The following is a 15,930-nucleotide window of genomic DNA, read 5'->3' on the forward strand; positions in this document are numbered from 1 at the left end:
GCTTACGCTTGCCCGTTGATGGCGTCGAACATGGAGAACATCGGCATGTACAATGCCACCACCATGAAGCCAACCACGCTACCGAGCACCAGAATCATCAACGGTTCCAGCAACGAAGTGAGCTGTTTGGCGATGGATTGCGCTTCTTCGTCATACGCTTTGCCCGCGCTGGCGAGCATCTGGTCGATGGCGCCGGAATCCTCACCGATCGCCGCCATCTGCACCATCATGTTCGGGAACACTTTTTCGGTACCCATACTGTCCGCCAGCCTATAGCCGCGTTCCACGAGTCGAGACACTCGTTTGGATGCTTCGTCGATTACATAATTGCCGGATGTGGATCCGACAATGTCAAGCGCCTGCAGAATGGGCACGCCCGAAGCGAGCATGGATGCGAAATTGTTGCAGAATCGCGCCAATGCCACATTGGTGGTCAGTTTGCCGAACACGGGCGCCTTCAACGTGAACGGATCCCACCAGGTACGAATGATGTCTTTGTTGCGATTGCGCTTCCAAAACATGACGAACGCCACCGCGCACACAATGATCACGGGAATGCCAACCGGTGCGGCCTTGCCCATATCAACCATGATCTGCGTGACCCATGGCAGTTCCGCGCCCATCGACGCATACATGCTGTCGAACATGGGCACGATGGTCAGCAGCATCACGCCCACCAGCAGCACAGCAATGCCGAGCACCACCACCGGGTAAGCCAGTGCGCCTTTGATCTGACCTTGCAAACGCACGTCCGCTTCAAAGCTGTCGGCCACGGTAATCAGGGATTTGTCAAGGAAGCCGCCGGTTTCGCCGGCCCGCACCATGTTGGTCATAATGGGCGGGAACAGATGGTCGGGATTATTGTCCATTGCTTCGGAAAACGATGATCCCGCCTCAACCTGCTGCATGCAGTCACGTACCGCATTGCGCAGTTTCACATTTCCGATTTGTTCAGTAACGATATTCAGTGCGCGAATCAGGGAGACGCCTGCCGCCACCATGGTGGCAAGCTGACGTGACATAACCGCGAAGTCTTTTTTGCTTGGATATTTTTCGAACGCTTTGATTTCAATATTGGTATTGAGACCGGTGCCTGCGTTCACGTCAACAAGTTCCGTTGGAATCAGACCGAGCTTATTCACGCGATCGATGGCCTGATCTCGCGTCTGCGCTTCGATAACGCCCTTCTGCTTGGTGCGGCCGTCAGCGGAAACACCCTTGTAACGCCACTTCTTGGTGCCGTTTTGAAATGCCACTTGCGCCTGTTCCCTGGCCATTACTCCCCCATGGAATGATTGACGAACAATAGAACGAATATGGATATGGAACAAGGTATCGGAGCGATACCTCATACGCTCCGATACCTTTAGATCCCATAGTCAGCGGGGCAATCAGTCTTGCTTCGCAACCAAATCCTTATGATCTGTACTGCTGACGGAACCATTTGCCGAATTATAGACATAGTTCTTGCAGCCCGTGTTGTTCGAGTTGGTGCCCTCGACCGTATAAGTTCCGGCACCCGCCGTCGCAGTAATCACGATAGTGACGCCATCGCTCACCGTAACTTCATTGCCATCATAGATGTCGCACTTGCTGTTAGTTGACGAACCGGTGCAAGAAGAAGCCTTCAGAGTCGGAACTTTCCCATTATTGTTAGTCATGATGGTTTCCATCACAAGGCTGGCGTTCTTGACGTCGGACTCGGTCTGGGAGTTCCAGGCCGACTTGCGCTGGTTCAGGTAGATCGGCACGGAGATGGCGGCGAGGATGCCGATGATGATGACCACCACGAGCAGCTCGACAAGGGTAAAGCCCTTTTCGCCCTTGGCGCGGCGGTTGAGTGCGTTGCGCACGCTCTTCATAATTGAATCCTTCTTTCCTTCGGGAAAGGTCGCCGCTCGCATCCCACGATGGAGCTTCGCGGCGTTCTTCTATCGATCGTCCCCTTGTGGGGGCTGCTGGCTCACATAACCAACAGTCCTAACTTTATCCGCATTGACATCGTTTGCAGAACCATTATTCCGGCGTCAATCGTTTTACGAGCGTTTCATTTTCGATTCATTTTCCCCTCATCCTTCATCCGCACAAAAGCGCTTTAGTTTACCCCACAACCCCCTTCACAACCATCAAGCAAATCACACTTTTTCAAGCGGACACAAAAGGTACAACACAAAACCAAAATCGTGCAACAAAAAATACAACACCACAAATAGCTTGTTTTTCAGTACAATCGCTCAGCAAATCTTTGCAGTCACGTTTTTTTGAAAAAACTGGAATAACCACCCTTTTCGGGCGTGTCGCAGGGTGCTGACGGGGCGACAAAAAACGGCTGGCTCCATAAGGAACCAGCCGTCTGCCGCAAGACCTAGCGGAACACTCAGCCACACGGAGTGAAATCGATTGCAGTTCCACCCGATTTCACATTGCGTGCGGTGAACGACGTGGACGTATTCGACGTGACCGGCTTGCCGCTCACATACGACCCCGTCACCGGCGAATAACGCACCACCCGATTGGTGCCATCCACCGTGAATAATCGCGAGGCGAACAGCGAATCATCAGACGTGCCTCCCGACTCGTTGTTCATTACCGACCCCAACACCGCGCGCGTGCTCCATGACGTGACGGACGCATCATACGGCTTCGTTTTTACCTTCACGCTGCCGTAATCGCTTACCGTACCGTTCTTCCACGTGGCGTCCTGGTACGTGATCACCACGCACTGCTTCGCACCAGAATCCCCCGGAGTGACCATGGTGAGCGTATGGTTCGTGGCGTCATACTCAACACCCTCCGCGTAGCGCACATACCGGTCGAGGCTTTGCACCGACGTGGCTATTTCCGTGGAAGACCTGCTTCGTATCGCATCCGCACTGGTGGAATGCAGGTATTGCACGATCGCCGTGGTGAACATGGTGGAGACGATGGCGAAGATGAACAGCGACACCATCATCTCCACCAAGGTGACGCCGCTTTCACCGCGCGCCATACGTTGCGCGACGGCGCGAATACGCAGTTTTCCGCTTGTTGTTCCGCTCATTGCAACCCCTCACTAGATGATGAGCTTGTTGTCGACGCCAATATCCAGCAGTTCCGACGTGGTGTACAGGCAGGTTTTGCCCTGATGCATGTTGTCGTCCCATGTGACGCCCACCACCACGCGGATCATGGGCATATACGTGTGCGCACCGAACGTGAACGCGCCCGATACCGTTTTGCCCGGATCCAGAATGTCGGCCGTGGCGCTTGTTGAGGTATTGGCCGTATAGCTCGTTGCGGAACTACGGGAAATGCCCAGCTGAGATGCGGTCTTGCACGAGATCTCGCCGCTGGCACGGAAACAGCGCTCCACCACCGTGTTCACCGTATATTCGGTATGCTTGGCGTCCTTGCCCGCAGTGGCACGAACCGGCTGAATATACTTGCTCTTGTCTGGATCAGGCGAACTGGTATAGCTCAGATCCGCCAATTGCGACGCGATGGCGCCAACGTCGGAAAGATTCTTCTGCGCGGCGGTGACGGACGTTTCCCCCATGCCTTTGATGAGTTCATCGAGATATTGGTTGGCGTCTACATTGGCGATCTGCGCACGCATTCTTTCCATGCCGTCGTCGCCCAGCGACACGGCGGTGGACCGCTGCTGCTGCGCATATGACGTGCGAATGGCCGTAATGGCGAACTGTGCGGCGGCAAGTCCCGTAATGCTCAACACCACGATCGCCACCAGCACTTCCACCAACGTGAAGCCGGACTCGCCACGTTTTGGCAATCGATTGACGCGACTCGCCGCAACCCCTGAATCGGGGGCGTCTCCCGCTGTGCGCAAGCTGTACTCCATGAGCAGCTCCTTCACAAGATGCCACCCCATCATTGGAAGCGGCAGGAATTCGGCACGCAACCAAACGCGGTGCCATAAACATGAGTTACTGTATCACGATATTCTGCCAACGTTTTCACAGCAACATATTTCTCAAAAAACTTTGCCCCGATTAGCTTTTACCTGTTTTTGCGGCTACAATGCTGATTTAGCAGTACACAATACTGCAATCGTTGTAGCTCACATGACTTCGAACAACTGAACATCAGCCACCCCACAAATGCTGCCGTTTGCTTGGGGTTTCATGTTATGCCGTATGACAGGCGCATAAGCGCGCATGCGGTGCAGGAGGTCATTATGAGCGACGCCGGTTCGGGAGGCCGTTTCCCCTTCCTCAGGCGAAACAAAAACAGCGACACGCCGAACGCTTTCCCGCAAAGTATGGATCCGATCGCGCCGACAACCGGCGAGATCCATCAGGTGTTCACGCCGAGCACACCACGCCATGCGGCAACGACAAGCGACGTCACCGGAGATTTTCCCGCCATGCCAACGTCCACCGAAGGCATGGACGAACAGACCGAACGCCAATATGCCATGGCGTTGGCGCAAGGCATGAGCCTGCCGTTCGTGGACCTCAACGAATACCAGATCGACAAAGAAGTCATCAGCATGGTTCCCGACGATCTGTGCCGACGCAACCAGCTTCTGCCGCTTTCCATCGTCAACGGGCGCATCGCCGTAGCCATGGCGAATCCGAAAAATTTCGCCGCGGTAGACGATGTTTCCGCAACAACCGGCATGCCCGTCATCGCCATGGTCGCCATGCCATCGCAGGTACGCGACTGCATCAACCGGTTCCTGCGCGCCAATGCGGAGTTGACCGAACTATCGCACGAGATCGCCGCGACCGCGAAAAAAGAAGTCGACCTTGAACAAGACGACAGCAAAGACGCCTCCCCCGTGGCACGCTTCGTAAGTCTGCTCATCAACCAGGCCATCGACGACCACTGCTCCGATATCCATATCGAACCGCAGGAAGACGGTCTGCTCGTACGCTACCGCATCGACGGCGTGTTGCATATCTTCCAAAAAGCGCCACGCGCCATGACCCAAGGTGTGATCAGCCGCATTAAGGTCATGGCCGAAATGGATATCGGCGAGCGCCGCAAGCCGCAGGATGGCCGTATTACCGTACGTCACAACGGTCAGAAGGTTGATCTTCGCGTGGCGGCATTGCCTACGGTGTGGGGCGAGAAAATCGTCATGCGTATTTTGAGCACGCCTTCGGGCAATCTCAAAGTGGAGGATCTGAATTTCAGCGAACGCAATTTCGATGTGTTTTCCAAAGCGTACAACCGCCCGTACGGCATGGTGTTGGTGACTGGTCCGACCGGTTCGGGTAAGTCGACCACGTTGTATGCGACGTTGGGCGATGTGGCCCGCCCGGAAATCAACATCATCACGGTTGAAGACCCTGTGGAATTCCGCATGAAGGGCATCAATCAGGTGCAGGTGAACAATAAGGCGGGTATGACCTTCGCCGCCGCGTTGCGTTCGATTCTTCGTGCCGACCCTGATGTGGTGCTGATCGGTGAGATTCGAGACGAGGAGACGGCGACCATTGCGATCGAGGCTTCGCTGACGGGCCATTTGGTGCTGTCCACGTTGCACACCAATGATGCTCCGAGTGCGGTGACGCGTTTGACGGAAATGGGCGTGGAACCGTTTTTGGTGAGCTCGTCGCTGGCTGCGGTGATGGCGCAGCGTCTGGCGAGGCGCCTGTGCAAGAAATGCCGGAAGGCCGATACGGCCACTCCCGTGGAGTTGAAGATGATGGGTGTGCCATATACGCCCGGCTCTCCGTTGCCGACCGTGTACCGTGCGATGGGTTGCCGTGAATGTTCCAACACCGGATATCACGGGCGTGTGGCCATTCAGCAGGTAATGGGCGTGGACACGCAGATGGAGGATTTGATCGCGCGTGGCGCCACGTCGCTGGAAATCGAGCAGGCGGCCAAGTCGAAAGGCATGACGTCGCTTCGTGAGGATGGCTGGCAGAAGGTTCTGCAAGGCATTACTTCCGTGGATGAAGTGCTTCGCGTGACCGTGTAGTTGTGTAATCGTGTGACCGCGTTTTCAACATATGTAAAGGACAATGATGACCGATATTGAACAGCAACCCGAGCTGAAAACCGAAATGAACACCGCGACGGATCCCGATGCGCAGCCGACTTGGGATACGAACACCGATTTGTCTGGTTTGAAAGGTGTGACCATTCCCAGTACCGCTCCTTCATTCAACGAGGATCCGCGTAGGGGACGCCATTGGTCGCCCGACAATGCGATTCAGGCTGACGATGACAGTTTACGCAATATTTTCGCGTCGCTTGACGCCATGCCCGCGTTGCGGCATGGTTCCGGTACCGTTCCCGACCCCATGCCTAAGGCCGCGGTCGAGCAACAGCCGGCGGCCGAGCCTCAACAGAGCGCACAGCGGCAGCCTATGCAACAGTCAGCTGCCCCGCAAGCCGTTGCATCACAATCTGTAGCGGAACCGCAACCCGCTCCGACACGGCCTGCGGAAACACCGCTCATTGCAGAACAACAGGAACTCTCCTACGACACCGCTTTTCCGGAAACCCCGGAAAACGAAGCCGTGGATCAACAGAATCTGCAATTCGACGATGACGTGACGGAAGTCACCCCTGCATTCGAGTATCATGGACCGATCCAGCAAATCGACGGCGATCCGCCATCATTCATTCCAGGCGGCACGCCGTTCGCGCAACAGCCGGACGACTATGCGGCGTACGAGGAGAACACGCAGACCATGCAGCCTTCCGCCATCAACCATATTGCGCAGCCTGCGCCCGCTGCCAGACCGCAACCCAATATGAACAACAGGCTAATCGTGGATTTCATAGTGCCCGAAACCAATGATTCCGACGAGGACGCTGTTCCCGGACAACGCAGAATCAAAGCGCAACAGGTCAAAGAAACATTGCATGCCGAACATCCCGATGCGGATCCGGAATTCGTGGCTGCCATATGCCAGCTGGTGGAATTGAACGCGTCCGATCTTCATCTGGTGGTCAACGATCCGCCAATGCTGCGCGTGGATGGCAAGCTGCGCCCCGCCAAAGGGCTGAGCGTGTGGAACAAGGACCGCACGTATGAAGCCATCAAAGTGATGACCAACGAGCTGGAGATGGAACGGTTCAAAGACGATTTGGAACTTGATATTTCATTCTCCATCGGCGATCTGCTGCGATTCCGCGTCAACGTATACCGCGACCGTTTGGGCGTGTGCGCGGCATTACGAACCATTCCCACGGAAATCAAAACCGCGCAGGAGCTTGGTCTCGACCCGCATATCGCCGATCTGGCGTTACTGCCGCGTGGACTCGTGCTCGTATGCGGTCCGACCGGCTCCGGCAAATCCACCACGCTCGCCGCGATTGTCGACAGAGCGAATGCCGAACGCGCCGACCATATCATCACCATTGAAGACCCGATCGAATTCGTGCATCAACACAAGCGTTGCGTGATGAGCCAGCGTGAAGTGGGAACCGACACCAAAAGTTTCGCGGAAGCGCTTAAGCGCGCGCTTCGTGAAGATCCCGACATTATCGAAGTGGGCGAGCTTCGAGACCTCGAAACCATTTCCACCGCGTTGACCGCCGTGGAAACCGGCCACTTGGTGTTCGCCACCCTGCACACGCAGGACGCCGGTTCGACCGTGGACCGTCTGATCGACGTGTACCCGGAAAATCAGCAGCAGCAGATTCGCGTGCAGGTGGCCTCCACTCTGCGCGCGGTGGTCGTGCAAACCCTGATTCCACGTGCCAGCGGGCATGGCCGCGCTCCTGCCACCGAAGTGATGATCAACACTCCGGCCGTGGCCGCGTTGATTCGCGGAGGCAAGGCGCATCAGATTCGTACCGTGCTGCAATCCGGCGAAAAGGAAGGCATGCATACGCTTGACCAAGATCTGGCGAGACTCGTCAACAAGGGCGTCATCACCTTCGAAGACGCTCTTGCCAAGGTGCAGGTCCTCGAGGAATTCGAAAAACTCTGCGGCGCCCGCTCCTCCTTCTAACCTCGCCGTACCCATACACCATCTTTACACCTATCATGAGCAACACAGCAGAAACACCAACCATCATCCAGCCTGACGTTTCGGCGAACCGCGCGACGAACCTTCGAAAAAGACTCTTCACCTGGTTCGCCGAACAACGGCTGCACTGCATTGTCTTCATCGCCTACGTGACAGTGACCGTCACCGTGTCGTGTTTTCACGAACCATGGTTTGATGAGGCGCAAGCTTGGCTGATCGCACGTGATTGCTCATGGAAGGAACTGCTTACCGTACGCACCCATTACGAAGGACACCCACCTCTTTGGTGGATGCTGCTTGCCATTCCCGCCAAACTTGGCATGCCTTACGAAATAGGATTGAAATCCCTCAATCCTATGTGCGCCGCGCTGATGATCTGGCTTTTGGAATTCAAAACGAAACTACCCGAATTACTAAAGGTAATACTGCCATTTTCCTATTTTCTTTGCTACCAGTATGGCGTAACTTCCAGACCATATGCGCTTATGATCGCCGCAATGCTGCTCATAGCCATCAATTGGAACAACCGCAACACCAAGCCATGGCCAGTCATACTCAGCATGATGCTGCTATGCGCCACGAGCTCTTACGGATTGGCAATCGCCGGCATGCTTGCCTTGAATTGGACGATTCAATTTCTCTGCGGCGAACGCTCGCTTATAAAAAACAAGCAGCGTTTCGCAGGACTTGTTCTGCTACTGGTATTCGCCATTATACTGCTCCTCAACGTACTCCCCGCACCCGGCACATACCACGGTGACTTTGACATACATGGCACTGCAACAACATCACCCGCATGGGTTTCCGTATTCAACACCTGGCTGGTAATGCCTTCCGAGACGTTGTTCACTTCAACCCTGTCGGATGGCAATATGCAGTTCATCGCTCTCACGCCAAGCGAGCTGTTTATGCCGTGCGTAATGTCATGCCTGATGTGGTGTTTTCTTATTCAGATTTGCCTACGCCGGAAAACCGCATCATTGCTGCTCACCACATACTTGGGTATAAGCGTTGCGTTCACCGCGCATCTTTCCATGCATCATGCGGGAATCATCTTGGGATTCTTCATCGCCATTCTCGCCATCGATTGCGATATCGAAAAAATCAATTCCAACGATTGGCCTCAGTGGATCCGTAATCTCAACAACCGTGTTATGACTCTTCTTGGACCGAAGAAAACGGAACGGTATCTCCGTTTCTTCAAAATCCTCGGTCTTATCTTCATGCTTGTCAGCGTGTATTGGACGGCAAGCGCCAGTATTTGCGATATTCGGTACGACTATTCGTCTTCCCGGGCGGTAGCGTCTTTTATCAAAACCAACCATTTGGAGCAATACCGTTGGATGGCAGGCTGGACACGCGTCAGCAAGAACGACACCGCTTCCAATCCAGAAATCAACAAAATCATCGACAAAGGCGGATATTGCGGCGGCACCGACTGCATCGACTACACTTCTTGGTACGGCAGCACCCTTATCGATTCAGCCCCTTACTTCGACCATACGCTTCTTGCCAATGCATACAAGGGACGAAGCTATTCGTCGTGGGAATGGTGCGTTGACCCCTATGCGGGAAAGAAAGACATCGAAACATGGAAATCGTGGGGCGAACCCGAATTCTACGACACTCTGTATCAGCCATTTTTCTTCTCCGACCTTGGTTACGACAGAAACCATTACACGAAAATCAAAATCGCCGAAACCAAGACACCTTGGAAAAGCACATGGTCGGAAGGCGCCTGCGAAATTTACGTGCGCAACGACATTTACGAGAACGTATTGCATTCGCCCGATCCTGGAATCGACTGGCCCGACGGCGCAACGCGCAGATAACAGGTGGACCGGCATCCAACTGGAACGTGTCGATTGTTCGTTTATGCAAAACGTGCCACTGTCAGCACCTTTGTATAGGTTAGGTATGTTATGTACATGCAGGGGGGCTTCCGGCGAAAGCGGAAGCTGAGATAGGCAAATGCCTGACCCTTTGAACCTGTTGGTTAGGACCAACGTAGGGAGCAGACAATGGGCGATGACTCATATGCAGCTGCATTGCGTGAACAGATTGCGCAGGCAGTAAACGACGTACGCGAAACCACACCTTTGGCACAGTCGTTCACCAATTTCGTAACGATGAATCTTGTGGCCAACGCGCAGCTGGCCGCCGGCGGCACCGCAGCCATGAGCTTCCTGCCTGACGACGTGATCGACACCGCGGAAATCGCCGGATCGAACTACATCAATGTGGGCACACTCCTGCCGTTCTTCAAGGACGCGCTACCGGAAATCGCCTACAAACTGCACAAGAACGGCAAGACGTGGGTACTTGATCCGGTCGCCGCGGGCATCGGCAAAACCCGTACCGCCATTCTCGAATCGTTCCGCACATACCCGCCGACCATTGTGCGCGGCAATGCGAGCGAAATCATCGCGCTCGATGCGATGTGGGGTTTGGCACAGCATGATTCCACCGTTCCCGGCACTCGCCCGGCAGGCGTGGAAGCCGTCGACGAAGTCGATTCCGCCGTTGACGCGGCCAAACGAGTGGCTCGTCATCTTGCGAAATACTCCCCTGTTGGAGCCGGCGCGGTGGCCGTTTCCGGAGCAGTCGATCTGGTGACTGACGGCGAGCGCGTGTTCCGTTTGCCCGGCGGCAGCGCGATGATGACGAAGATCACCGGCGCCGGCTGTTCGCTCGGCGGCGTTACCGCAACGTATCTGGCCGTGGCCGAACCGCTTGTCGCCGCGATTTCGGCATCATTGCTGTATAACAGGGCTTCCGAAATCGCCGAAGCGAAATCGTCCGGTCCCGGATCTTTCCAAGTGGCGCTGCTTGACGCGCTTTGGAACGTCACCGCCGAGGAAGTCGCCGCTTCCGAAATCATCATCGACTAGGCTTTGCCGAACCCTGCATGGTATTCGGCATATCATGCAGGGTTCGGCAATTGCGTATGTGGAAAATATGGACGATTGCCGGTTCACATTGTAGGTTTTCTGAATCACTTACCGAGAAGGGTTGATTATATGAACAATTATTCATATGCATCGATGCGCGATACATTCGATATGAGCGCCTACTTTGTGGTCGGCCCGCAGGATTGCAAGAGCCGCACTATTACCGGTGTGATTGAGGATGCGTTGCGCGGGGGTGCAACGTTCATCCAGCTGCGAGCCAAGAACACCGACGCGAAAGACATCACCAGCATGGCACGCGATATCGCGCAGGTTATCGAGAACAACGGCAAATCCGATTCCGTGGCGTTTGTGATCGACGATCGCGTGGATGTAGTTTGGCAGGCACGTCACAAGGGCATCAAAGTTGACGGCGTGCATATTGGGCAAACCGACTTGGAACCGCAGGAAGCCCGCGCGTTGCTTGGGGAAGATGCCATTGTGGGCTTGTCTGCCGAAACGGAAAGCCTGGTGAAGCTGATCAACGAGCTGCCTGCCGGCTGCATCGACTACATCGGGGCCGGCCCGTTGCACGTGTCCACTACCAAGCCGGAAGCTTCCGTTGGTGGCAACGATGGTTCCGGGCATACGCTCGACGAGGCGCAGATCAATGCGATCTGCGATGCGAGTGATTTTCCGGTTGTGGTCGGCGGTGGAGTGACCGCCAACGATATGGAGATGCTCGCACATTCGAAGGCGGCCGGCTGGTTTGTGGTGTCGGCCATTGCCGGCGCAAGCGATCCGGAAGAGGCGACCCGCAATATGGTTTCGCGATGGAAGGCAGTGCGCGGTGATGCAAAGCATGGGCACGTACTGCGCAAATAGCAATCACGGATCACGAATATTTCAGAACTTCGCATCATAAGCAAGCAAAAGCAAGTAAGGAGTCATTCATGACCAGCACTTTGGCACCGGTATTGAGCATCGCGGGATCGGATTCCTCCGGCGGTGCCGGCATTCAGGCGGATTTGAAAACCATGCTTGCCAATGGCGTGTTCGGTATGACCGCCATCGCGGCGCTGACCGCGCAGAACACCACAGGCGTGACCATGGTCACGAACACTCCTCCGGAAATGCTCGCCGCGCAAATCGACGCAGTATTTGAAGATATTCCGCCGGTCGCGGTGAAGATCGGCATGGTGTCGAGCGTGGAGCTCATCAACGTGATCGCCGACCGTCTGATTGCGCATGGTGCCACGAATATCGTGCTTGATCCGGTGATGGTGGCAACGTCCGGCGCGAAGCTTATCGAAGATGACGCGATTGCGGCACTGACTTCCAAGCTGTTCCCGCTGGCCACCGTCATCACGCCGAATATGCCGGAAACCCAGGCGCTGTGCGAGTTGGCCGTCGAGCAGGGTGCCGACGCGATCGACTACGAGAATGGCGAGAGCATCTCCAGTGAGAACGACATGGTGACGGCAGGCCATATGCTCGCCGGCCATTTCGGCTGCGCGGTGCTCGTCAAAGGTGGTCATGGCACGCAGGATGCCAGCGATGTGCTCGTTGAACCGAGCGGCAAAGTCACTTGGTTCCGCGCGCGTCGTATCAATAATCCGAACACGCATGGCACCGGATGCACGCTGTCTTCGGCGATCGCATCGCATCTGGCGCTTGGCGAGACATTGCCGGAAGCCGTCGATAGTGCAAAACTGTATCTGACGGGCGCCTTGGAGGCGCAGCTTGACCTCGGTCACGGATCCGGACCGATGGATCACGCTTGGAAATGGCGCTGACAGCCAAATCCGCACCAACCAATCCAAGTCGTATCAGGCCGATAGGAACGCAACGAAAGGAACGAACATGACCCTTGATCGCAATGCGGAAAAGCAGGAAGTGCCGATCAACCCGGAAACCGGCAAACCGTATATCAACACGCTTGCCGCAGTCGCCATCTCCCCCGCCGGCGCAAGCCCTGAAAAGTCCACGTACGTGGCGCAGGCGGTCGACGTGATCCGTCAATCCGGATTGCCGAGTGAAACCAACGCCATGTTCACCAACATCGAAGGCGACATCGACGACGTGCTCAAGGTGATTCGCGACGCCACCATGAAGCTGGCTGGCCAGGGCTATCGCACCGACGTGGTGATCCGTCTCGACATTCGCCCGGGTTTCGAAGGTCAGATCCACGCCAAGCAGGCACTTGTGGACGAAATCCTGTCGGAATAAATCAGGCAATAAACTGTTAGATCGTCAGAAAAATCGAAAAGCGCGCTATTTATAAGGAATGGCGCGCTTTTCTTATTGATTTGGGTATAGTGTAGCGAATATGACTACGATGAAGGAAATTGCCGAAGCGACAGGGGTGTCCATTTCCACTGTTTCCCTGGTGCTTAACGGCAGGGATGAAGGACGTGTGAAAGCCCCTTTGGCCGCGCTCGTACGCGAGAAGGCAGACGAACTCGGCTACACGGTCAATCCTCTGGCGCGCAGCCTGCGCACTTGCCGCACGCGAATTCTCGGCTTCATCAGCGAGGAAGTTGCCACCACGCCGTACGCAGGCGGCATCATTCTGGGCGCGCAAGACGCGGCAAGCACCTACGGGTACATGATCATCACGGTCAGCACCGATGGCAGGGCGAGCGAAGAGAACGAAATCGCCACGCTGAAACGGTATGGCGTGGACGGTTTCTTCTATTCGAAGATGTCGAATCGCATTGCGAGCGTGCCAGCCTCGCTCGGCGATTATCCGGTGGTGATGGTGGATGCCACCGATGCCGACAACCAGATTCCCAGCATCGAGCCGGACGAATTCCAAATCGCCTATGATGCCACGAAACGGCTGATTCAGGCCGATTGCAAGCGTATCGCCTACATCGGATGCTCGGAAAACATGATTGCGCAGGATGGCCGTTTTTCCGGGTATCAGGCGGCATTGCAGGATTCCGGTTTCGCCTATGATCCTTCGCTGGTATGCAATGTGCTCAATAATGGTCCTGCGTTGCGTGCCGTCGACAAACTGTTTGACGAACGCAATCCCGACGGTTTCTTTTGTTTCAATGATGCGCGCGCATGGTATGTGTACGAATGTGCGGCACGCCGCGGACTGACCGTCGGCAAGGACGTTTCCATCGTCGGCGTCGACAACCACCGCGTGCTCGCCGAAACGCTGGAACCGCAGCTGACCACGGTGGAACTGCCCCACTATGAGATGGGTTATTGGGCCGCATGCAAGCTTATTTCGATGATCGAACGCAAGCCCGTCGACAGTTCGTCTTGGCCGAATACCACCGCTCCCATGCCGCCGTTGGATTCGCCGATTCCTGCGAAGATCCATTGCGCGCTGATAGAAAAGGGATCGGTTCGCAGCTAAGTTTCGCGATCTAAGACCACATGAAAGGCCTGTTGACGTGTCCGCTACGACACGCCGAGAGGCCTTCTTTTTTATCCCCCATTTCGGCTTAATTCCAACACTTCCGAAAAGCGTTGGAATTACTTACGTCAATCGATTGACGTCAATCATTTGACGCGCTATTATTTAACCATGTTCATCCACTTGGCACGGCAGCTGGGTGAATGACGGCATAACACAACATCGGCACACAACCGAGGTGCCGCGCGGCAGCGGCACAAACAAAGAGAAACAGAGAAACAACAACATGGCAAGTACAACTCGATCTGCATGGAAGAATCCTTCCTACCTGCAGAGCTCCTTCGGCATCTTCATGTTCTTCTGCTCGTGGGGCATCTGGTGGTCCTTCTTCTCCCGCTGGCTTACCGACCCGGCCCACGGTCTGGGCATGACCTCCGCCGAGCAGGGCCAGATCTACTCCATCAACTCCCTGGCAACCCTGGTCATCATGTTCGCCTACGGCGCCATCCAGGACCAACTGGGCATCAAGCGTAAGCTCGTGATCTTCGTCTCCGCCATCGCAGCGCTCGTCGGCCCGTTCGTGCAGTTCGTGTATGCCCCGATGCTGACAGCCGGCGGCACCACCCGTTTCATCGGCGTGCTCATCGGCTCCATCGTGCTGTCCGCAGGTTTCATGGCCGGCTGCTCCCTGTTCGAGGCACTCACCGAACGCTACTCCCGCAAGTTCGGCTTCGAATACGGCCAGTCCCGAGCTTGGGGCTCATTCGGCTACGCCATCGTGGCGCTGTGTGCAGGCTTCCTGTTCAATATCAACCCGCTGCTGAACTTCTGGGTCGGCTCCATCTGCGGCCTCGGCATGCTGTGCATCTACGCTTTCTGGGTTCCGGCCGAGCAGAAGGAAGAGCTCAAGAAGGAAGCTGATCCGAACGCGGCTCCGACCAACCCGTCCTTCAAGGAAATGATTTCCGTTCTGAAGATGCCGACCCTGTGGGTGCTCATCGTTTTCATGCTGTTCACCAACACCTTCTATACCGTGTTCGATCAGCAGATGTTCCCGAACTACTACGCTTCCCTCTTCTCCACCACTGAAATCGGCAACGCCACCTACGGCACCCTGAACTCCTTCCAGGTGTTCCTCGAGTCCGCCATGATGGGTGTTGTTCCGATCATCATGAAGAAGATCGGCGTGCGCAACTCCCTGCTGCTCGGTGCAACCGTGATGTTCCTGCGCATCGGCCTGTGCGGCGTGTTCCACGATCCGGTCAGCGTCTCCATCGTCAAGCTGTTCCACTCCATCGAGGTTCCGCTGTTCTGCCTGCCGGCATTCCGCTACTTCACTCTGCACTTCGACACCAAGCTGTCGGCAACCCTGTACATGGTGGGCTTCCAGATCGCTTCCCAGATCGGCCAGGTGATCTTCTCCACCCCGATGGGCGCCCTGCATGACGCCATGGGCGATCGCCCGACCTTCTTCACCATCTCCGGCATCGTGCTGGCAGCCCTGATCTACGGCTTCTTCGTGATCAAGAAGGACGACCAGGAAGTCGGCGGTGATCCGTTCTACACCGACAAGCAGCTCAAGGCCCAGGCCGCTGCAGAAGCGAACGCCTGAACGCAATCGCAAGTCCGGCCAAGAACATAACTGAATCGTGCTGCTCGAAGCGTTTCCCCTTTTTCCGCTTCGGGCAGCATTCTTACAACTTTTACTCAAAACTCAATAAGCAGCAATTCA

At 55.6% G+C, this 15,930-nt stretch carries 12 protein-coding genes, 1 pseudogene and 1 riboswitch; of the genes and pseudogenes, 9 read left to right on the forward strand and 4 right to left on the reverse strand.

Annotated features, from left to right (window positions below; translation table 11 throughout):
- Nucleotides 1-2: 2 nt before the first annotated feature.
- The 4 genes from KSY55_RS06075 to KSY55_RS06090 form a co-directional block, all read right to left on the reverse strand.
- Nucleotides 3-1,277 (reverse strand): type II secretion system F family protein, encoded by a 1,275-nt coding sequence (locus KSY55_RS06075; RefSeq protein WP_117501669.1) that lies wholly within the window; start codon nucleotides 1,275-1,277, stop codon nucleotides 3-5.
- Between the two features lie 114 nt (nucleotides 1,278-1,391).
- Entirely contained in the window at nucleotides 1,392-1,862 is a 471-nt protein-coding gene (locus KSY55_RS06080) for a type IV pilin protein (protein WP_065441165.1), read from the reverse strand.
- 515 nt (nucleotides 1,863-2,377) lie between these two features.
- Nucleotides 2,378-3,040, reverse strand: a complete 663-nt coding sequence (locus KSY55_RS06085) for a type II secretion system protein J (RefSeq protein WP_226565329.1) — start codon at nucleotides 3,038-3,040, stop codon at nucleotides 2,378-2,380.
- 12 nt (nucleotides 3,041-3,052) lie between these two features.
- Complete coding sequence (locus tag KSY55_RS06090; protein WP_022244707.1) at nucleotides 3,053-3,838, reverse strand: prepilin-type N-terminal cleavage/methylation domain-containing protein; 786 nt, start codon at nucleotides 3,836-3,838, stop codon at nucleotides 3,053-3,055.
- Between the two features lie 336 nt (nucleotides 3,839-4,174).
- Here KSY55_RS06090 and KSY55_RS06095 point away from each other — a divergent pair, with 336 nt between their 5' ends.
- The 9 genes and pseudogenes from KSY55_RS06095 to KSY55_RS06135 all read left to right on the forward strand — a co-directional run bounded on the left by KSY55_RS06095 (nucleotide 4,175) and on the right by KSY55_RS06135 (nucleotide 15,810).
- Nucleotides 4,175-5,932, forward strand: a complete 1,758-nt coding sequence (locus tag KSY55_RS06095) for a GspE/PulE family protein (protein ID WP_254881862.1) — start codon at nucleotides 4,175-4,177, stop codon at nucleotides 5,930-5,932.
- 46 nt (nucleotides 5,933-5,978) lie between these two features.
- Nucleotides 5,979-7,919, forward strand: coding sequence for a PilT/PilU family type 4a pilus ATPase (locus KSY55_RS06100; RefSeq protein ID WP_229087060.1), 1,941 nt, complete (start codon nucleotides 5,979-5,981; stop codon nucleotides 7,917-7,919).
- Between the two features lie 35 nt (nucleotides 7,920-7,954).
- A complete protein-coding gene (locus KSY55_RS06105; RefSeq protein WP_118268991.1) occupies nucleotides 7,955-9,769 on the forward strand; it encodes a hypothetical protein in 1,815 nt (604 codons plus the stop codon).
- Between the two features lie 90 nt (nucleotides 9,770-9,859).
- Nucleotides 9,860-9,968: riboswitch (TPP riboswitch) on the forward strand.
- Entirely contained in the window at nucleotides 9,959-10,828 is an 870-nt protein-coding gene (locus KSY55_RS06110) for a hydroxyethylthiazole kinase (RefSeq protein ID WP_004220724.1), read from the forward strand. (Overlaps the previous riboswitch by 10 nt.)
- 129 nt (nucleotides 10,829-10,957) lie before the next feature.
- Nucleotides 10,958-11,695, forward strand: a pseudogene (locus KSY55_RS06115) (thiamine phosphate synthase); the annotation flags it as partial.
- Nucleotides 11,696-11,778: 83 nt separating this feature from the next.
- Nucleotides 11,779-12,621 (forward strand): bifunctional hydroxymethylpyrimidine kinase/phosphomethylpyrimidine kinase, encoded by an 843-nt coding sequence (thiD, locus tag KSY55_RS06120; protein ID WP_065441169.1) that lies wholly within the window; start codon nucleotides 11,779-11,781, stop codon nucleotides 12,619-12,621.
- Between the two features lie 67 nt (nucleotides 12,622-12,688).
- Complete coding sequence (locus KSY55_RS06125) at nucleotides 12,689-13,054, forward strand: thiamine-binding protein (RefSeq protein WP_004220731.1); 366 nt, start codon at nucleotides 12,689-12,691, stop codon at nucleotides 13,052-13,054.
- Nucleotides 13,055-13,154: 100 nt separating this feature from the next.
- Nucleotides 13,155-14,198, forward strand: a complete 1,044-nt coding sequence (locus tag KSY55_RS06130) for a LacI family DNA-binding transcriptional regulator (RefSeq protein ID WP_217749604.1) — start codon at nucleotides 13,155-13,157, stop codon at nucleotides 14,196-14,198.
- A 286-nt stretch (nucleotides 14,199-14,484) separates the two neighbouring features.
- Nucleotides 14,485-15,810 (forward strand): MFS transporter, encoded by a 1,326-nt coding sequence (locus KSY55_RS06135; RefSeq protein ID WP_022244713.1) that lies wholly within the window; start codon nucleotides 14,485-14,487, stop codon nucleotides 15,808-15,810.
- Nucleotides 15,811-15,930 lie beyond the last annotated feature (120 nt).

This window comes from Bifidobacterium sp. MSK.13.1, from assembly GCF_019131435.1.
GTDB classification, from domain to species: Bacteria; Actinomycetota; Actinomycetes; order Actinomycetales; family Bifidobacteriaceae; genus Bifidobacterium; species Bifidobacterium pseudocatenulatum.

Excerpts from the sequence above, each read along its gene's own strand:
- KSY55_RS06100 (WP_229087060.1), top strand. The coding sequence starts at position 5,979 with ATGACCGATATTGAACAGCAACCCGAGCTGAAAACCGAAATGAACACC.
- KSY55_RS06075 (WP_117501669.1), bottom strand. The coding sequence starts at position 1,277 with ATGGCCAGGGAACAGGCGCAAGTGGCATTTCAAAACGGCACCAAGAAG.
- thiD (WP_065441169.1), top strand. The coding sequence starts at position 11,779 with ATGACCAGCACTTTGGCACCGGTATTGAGCATCGCGGGATCGGATTCC.
- KSY55_RS06105 (WP_118268991.1), top strand. The coding sequence starts at position 7,955 with ATGAGCAACACAGCAGAAACACCAACCATCATCCAGCCTGACGTTTCG.
- KSY55_RS06090 (WP_022244707.1), bottom strand. The coding sequence starts at position 3,838 with ATGGAGTACAGCTTGCGCACAGCGGGAGACGCCCCCGATTCAGGGGTT.
- KSY55_RS06125 (WP_004220731.1), top strand. The coding sequence starts at position 12,689 with ATGACCCTTGATCGCAATGCGGAAAAGCAGGAAGTGCCGATCAACCCG.
- KSY55_RS06095 (WP_254881862.1), top strand. The coding sequence starts at position 4,175 with ATGAGCGACGCCGGTTCGGGAGGCCGTTTCCCCTTCCTCAGGCGAAAC.
- KSY55_RS06110 (WP_004220724.1), top strand. The coding sequence starts at position 9,959 with ATGGGCGATGACTCATATGCAGCTGCATTGCGTGAACAGATTGCGCAG.
- KSY55_RS06080 (WP_065441165.1), bottom strand. The coding sequence starts at position 1,862 with ATGAAGAGCGTGCGCAACGCACTCAACCGCCGCGCCAAGGGCGAAAAG.
- KSY55_RS06130 (WP_217749604.1), top strand. The coding sequence starts at position 13,155 with ATGACTACGATGAAGGAAATTGCCGAAGCGACAGGGGTGTCCATTTCC.
- KSY55_RS06135 (WP_022244713.1), top strand. The coding sequence starts at position 14,485 with ATGGCAAGTACAACTCGATCTGCATGGAAGAATCCTTCCTACCTGCAG.
- KSY55_RS06085 (WP_226565329.1), bottom strand. The coding sequence starts at position 3,040 with ATGAGCGGAACAACAAGCGGAAAACTGCGTATTCGCGCCGTCGCGCAA.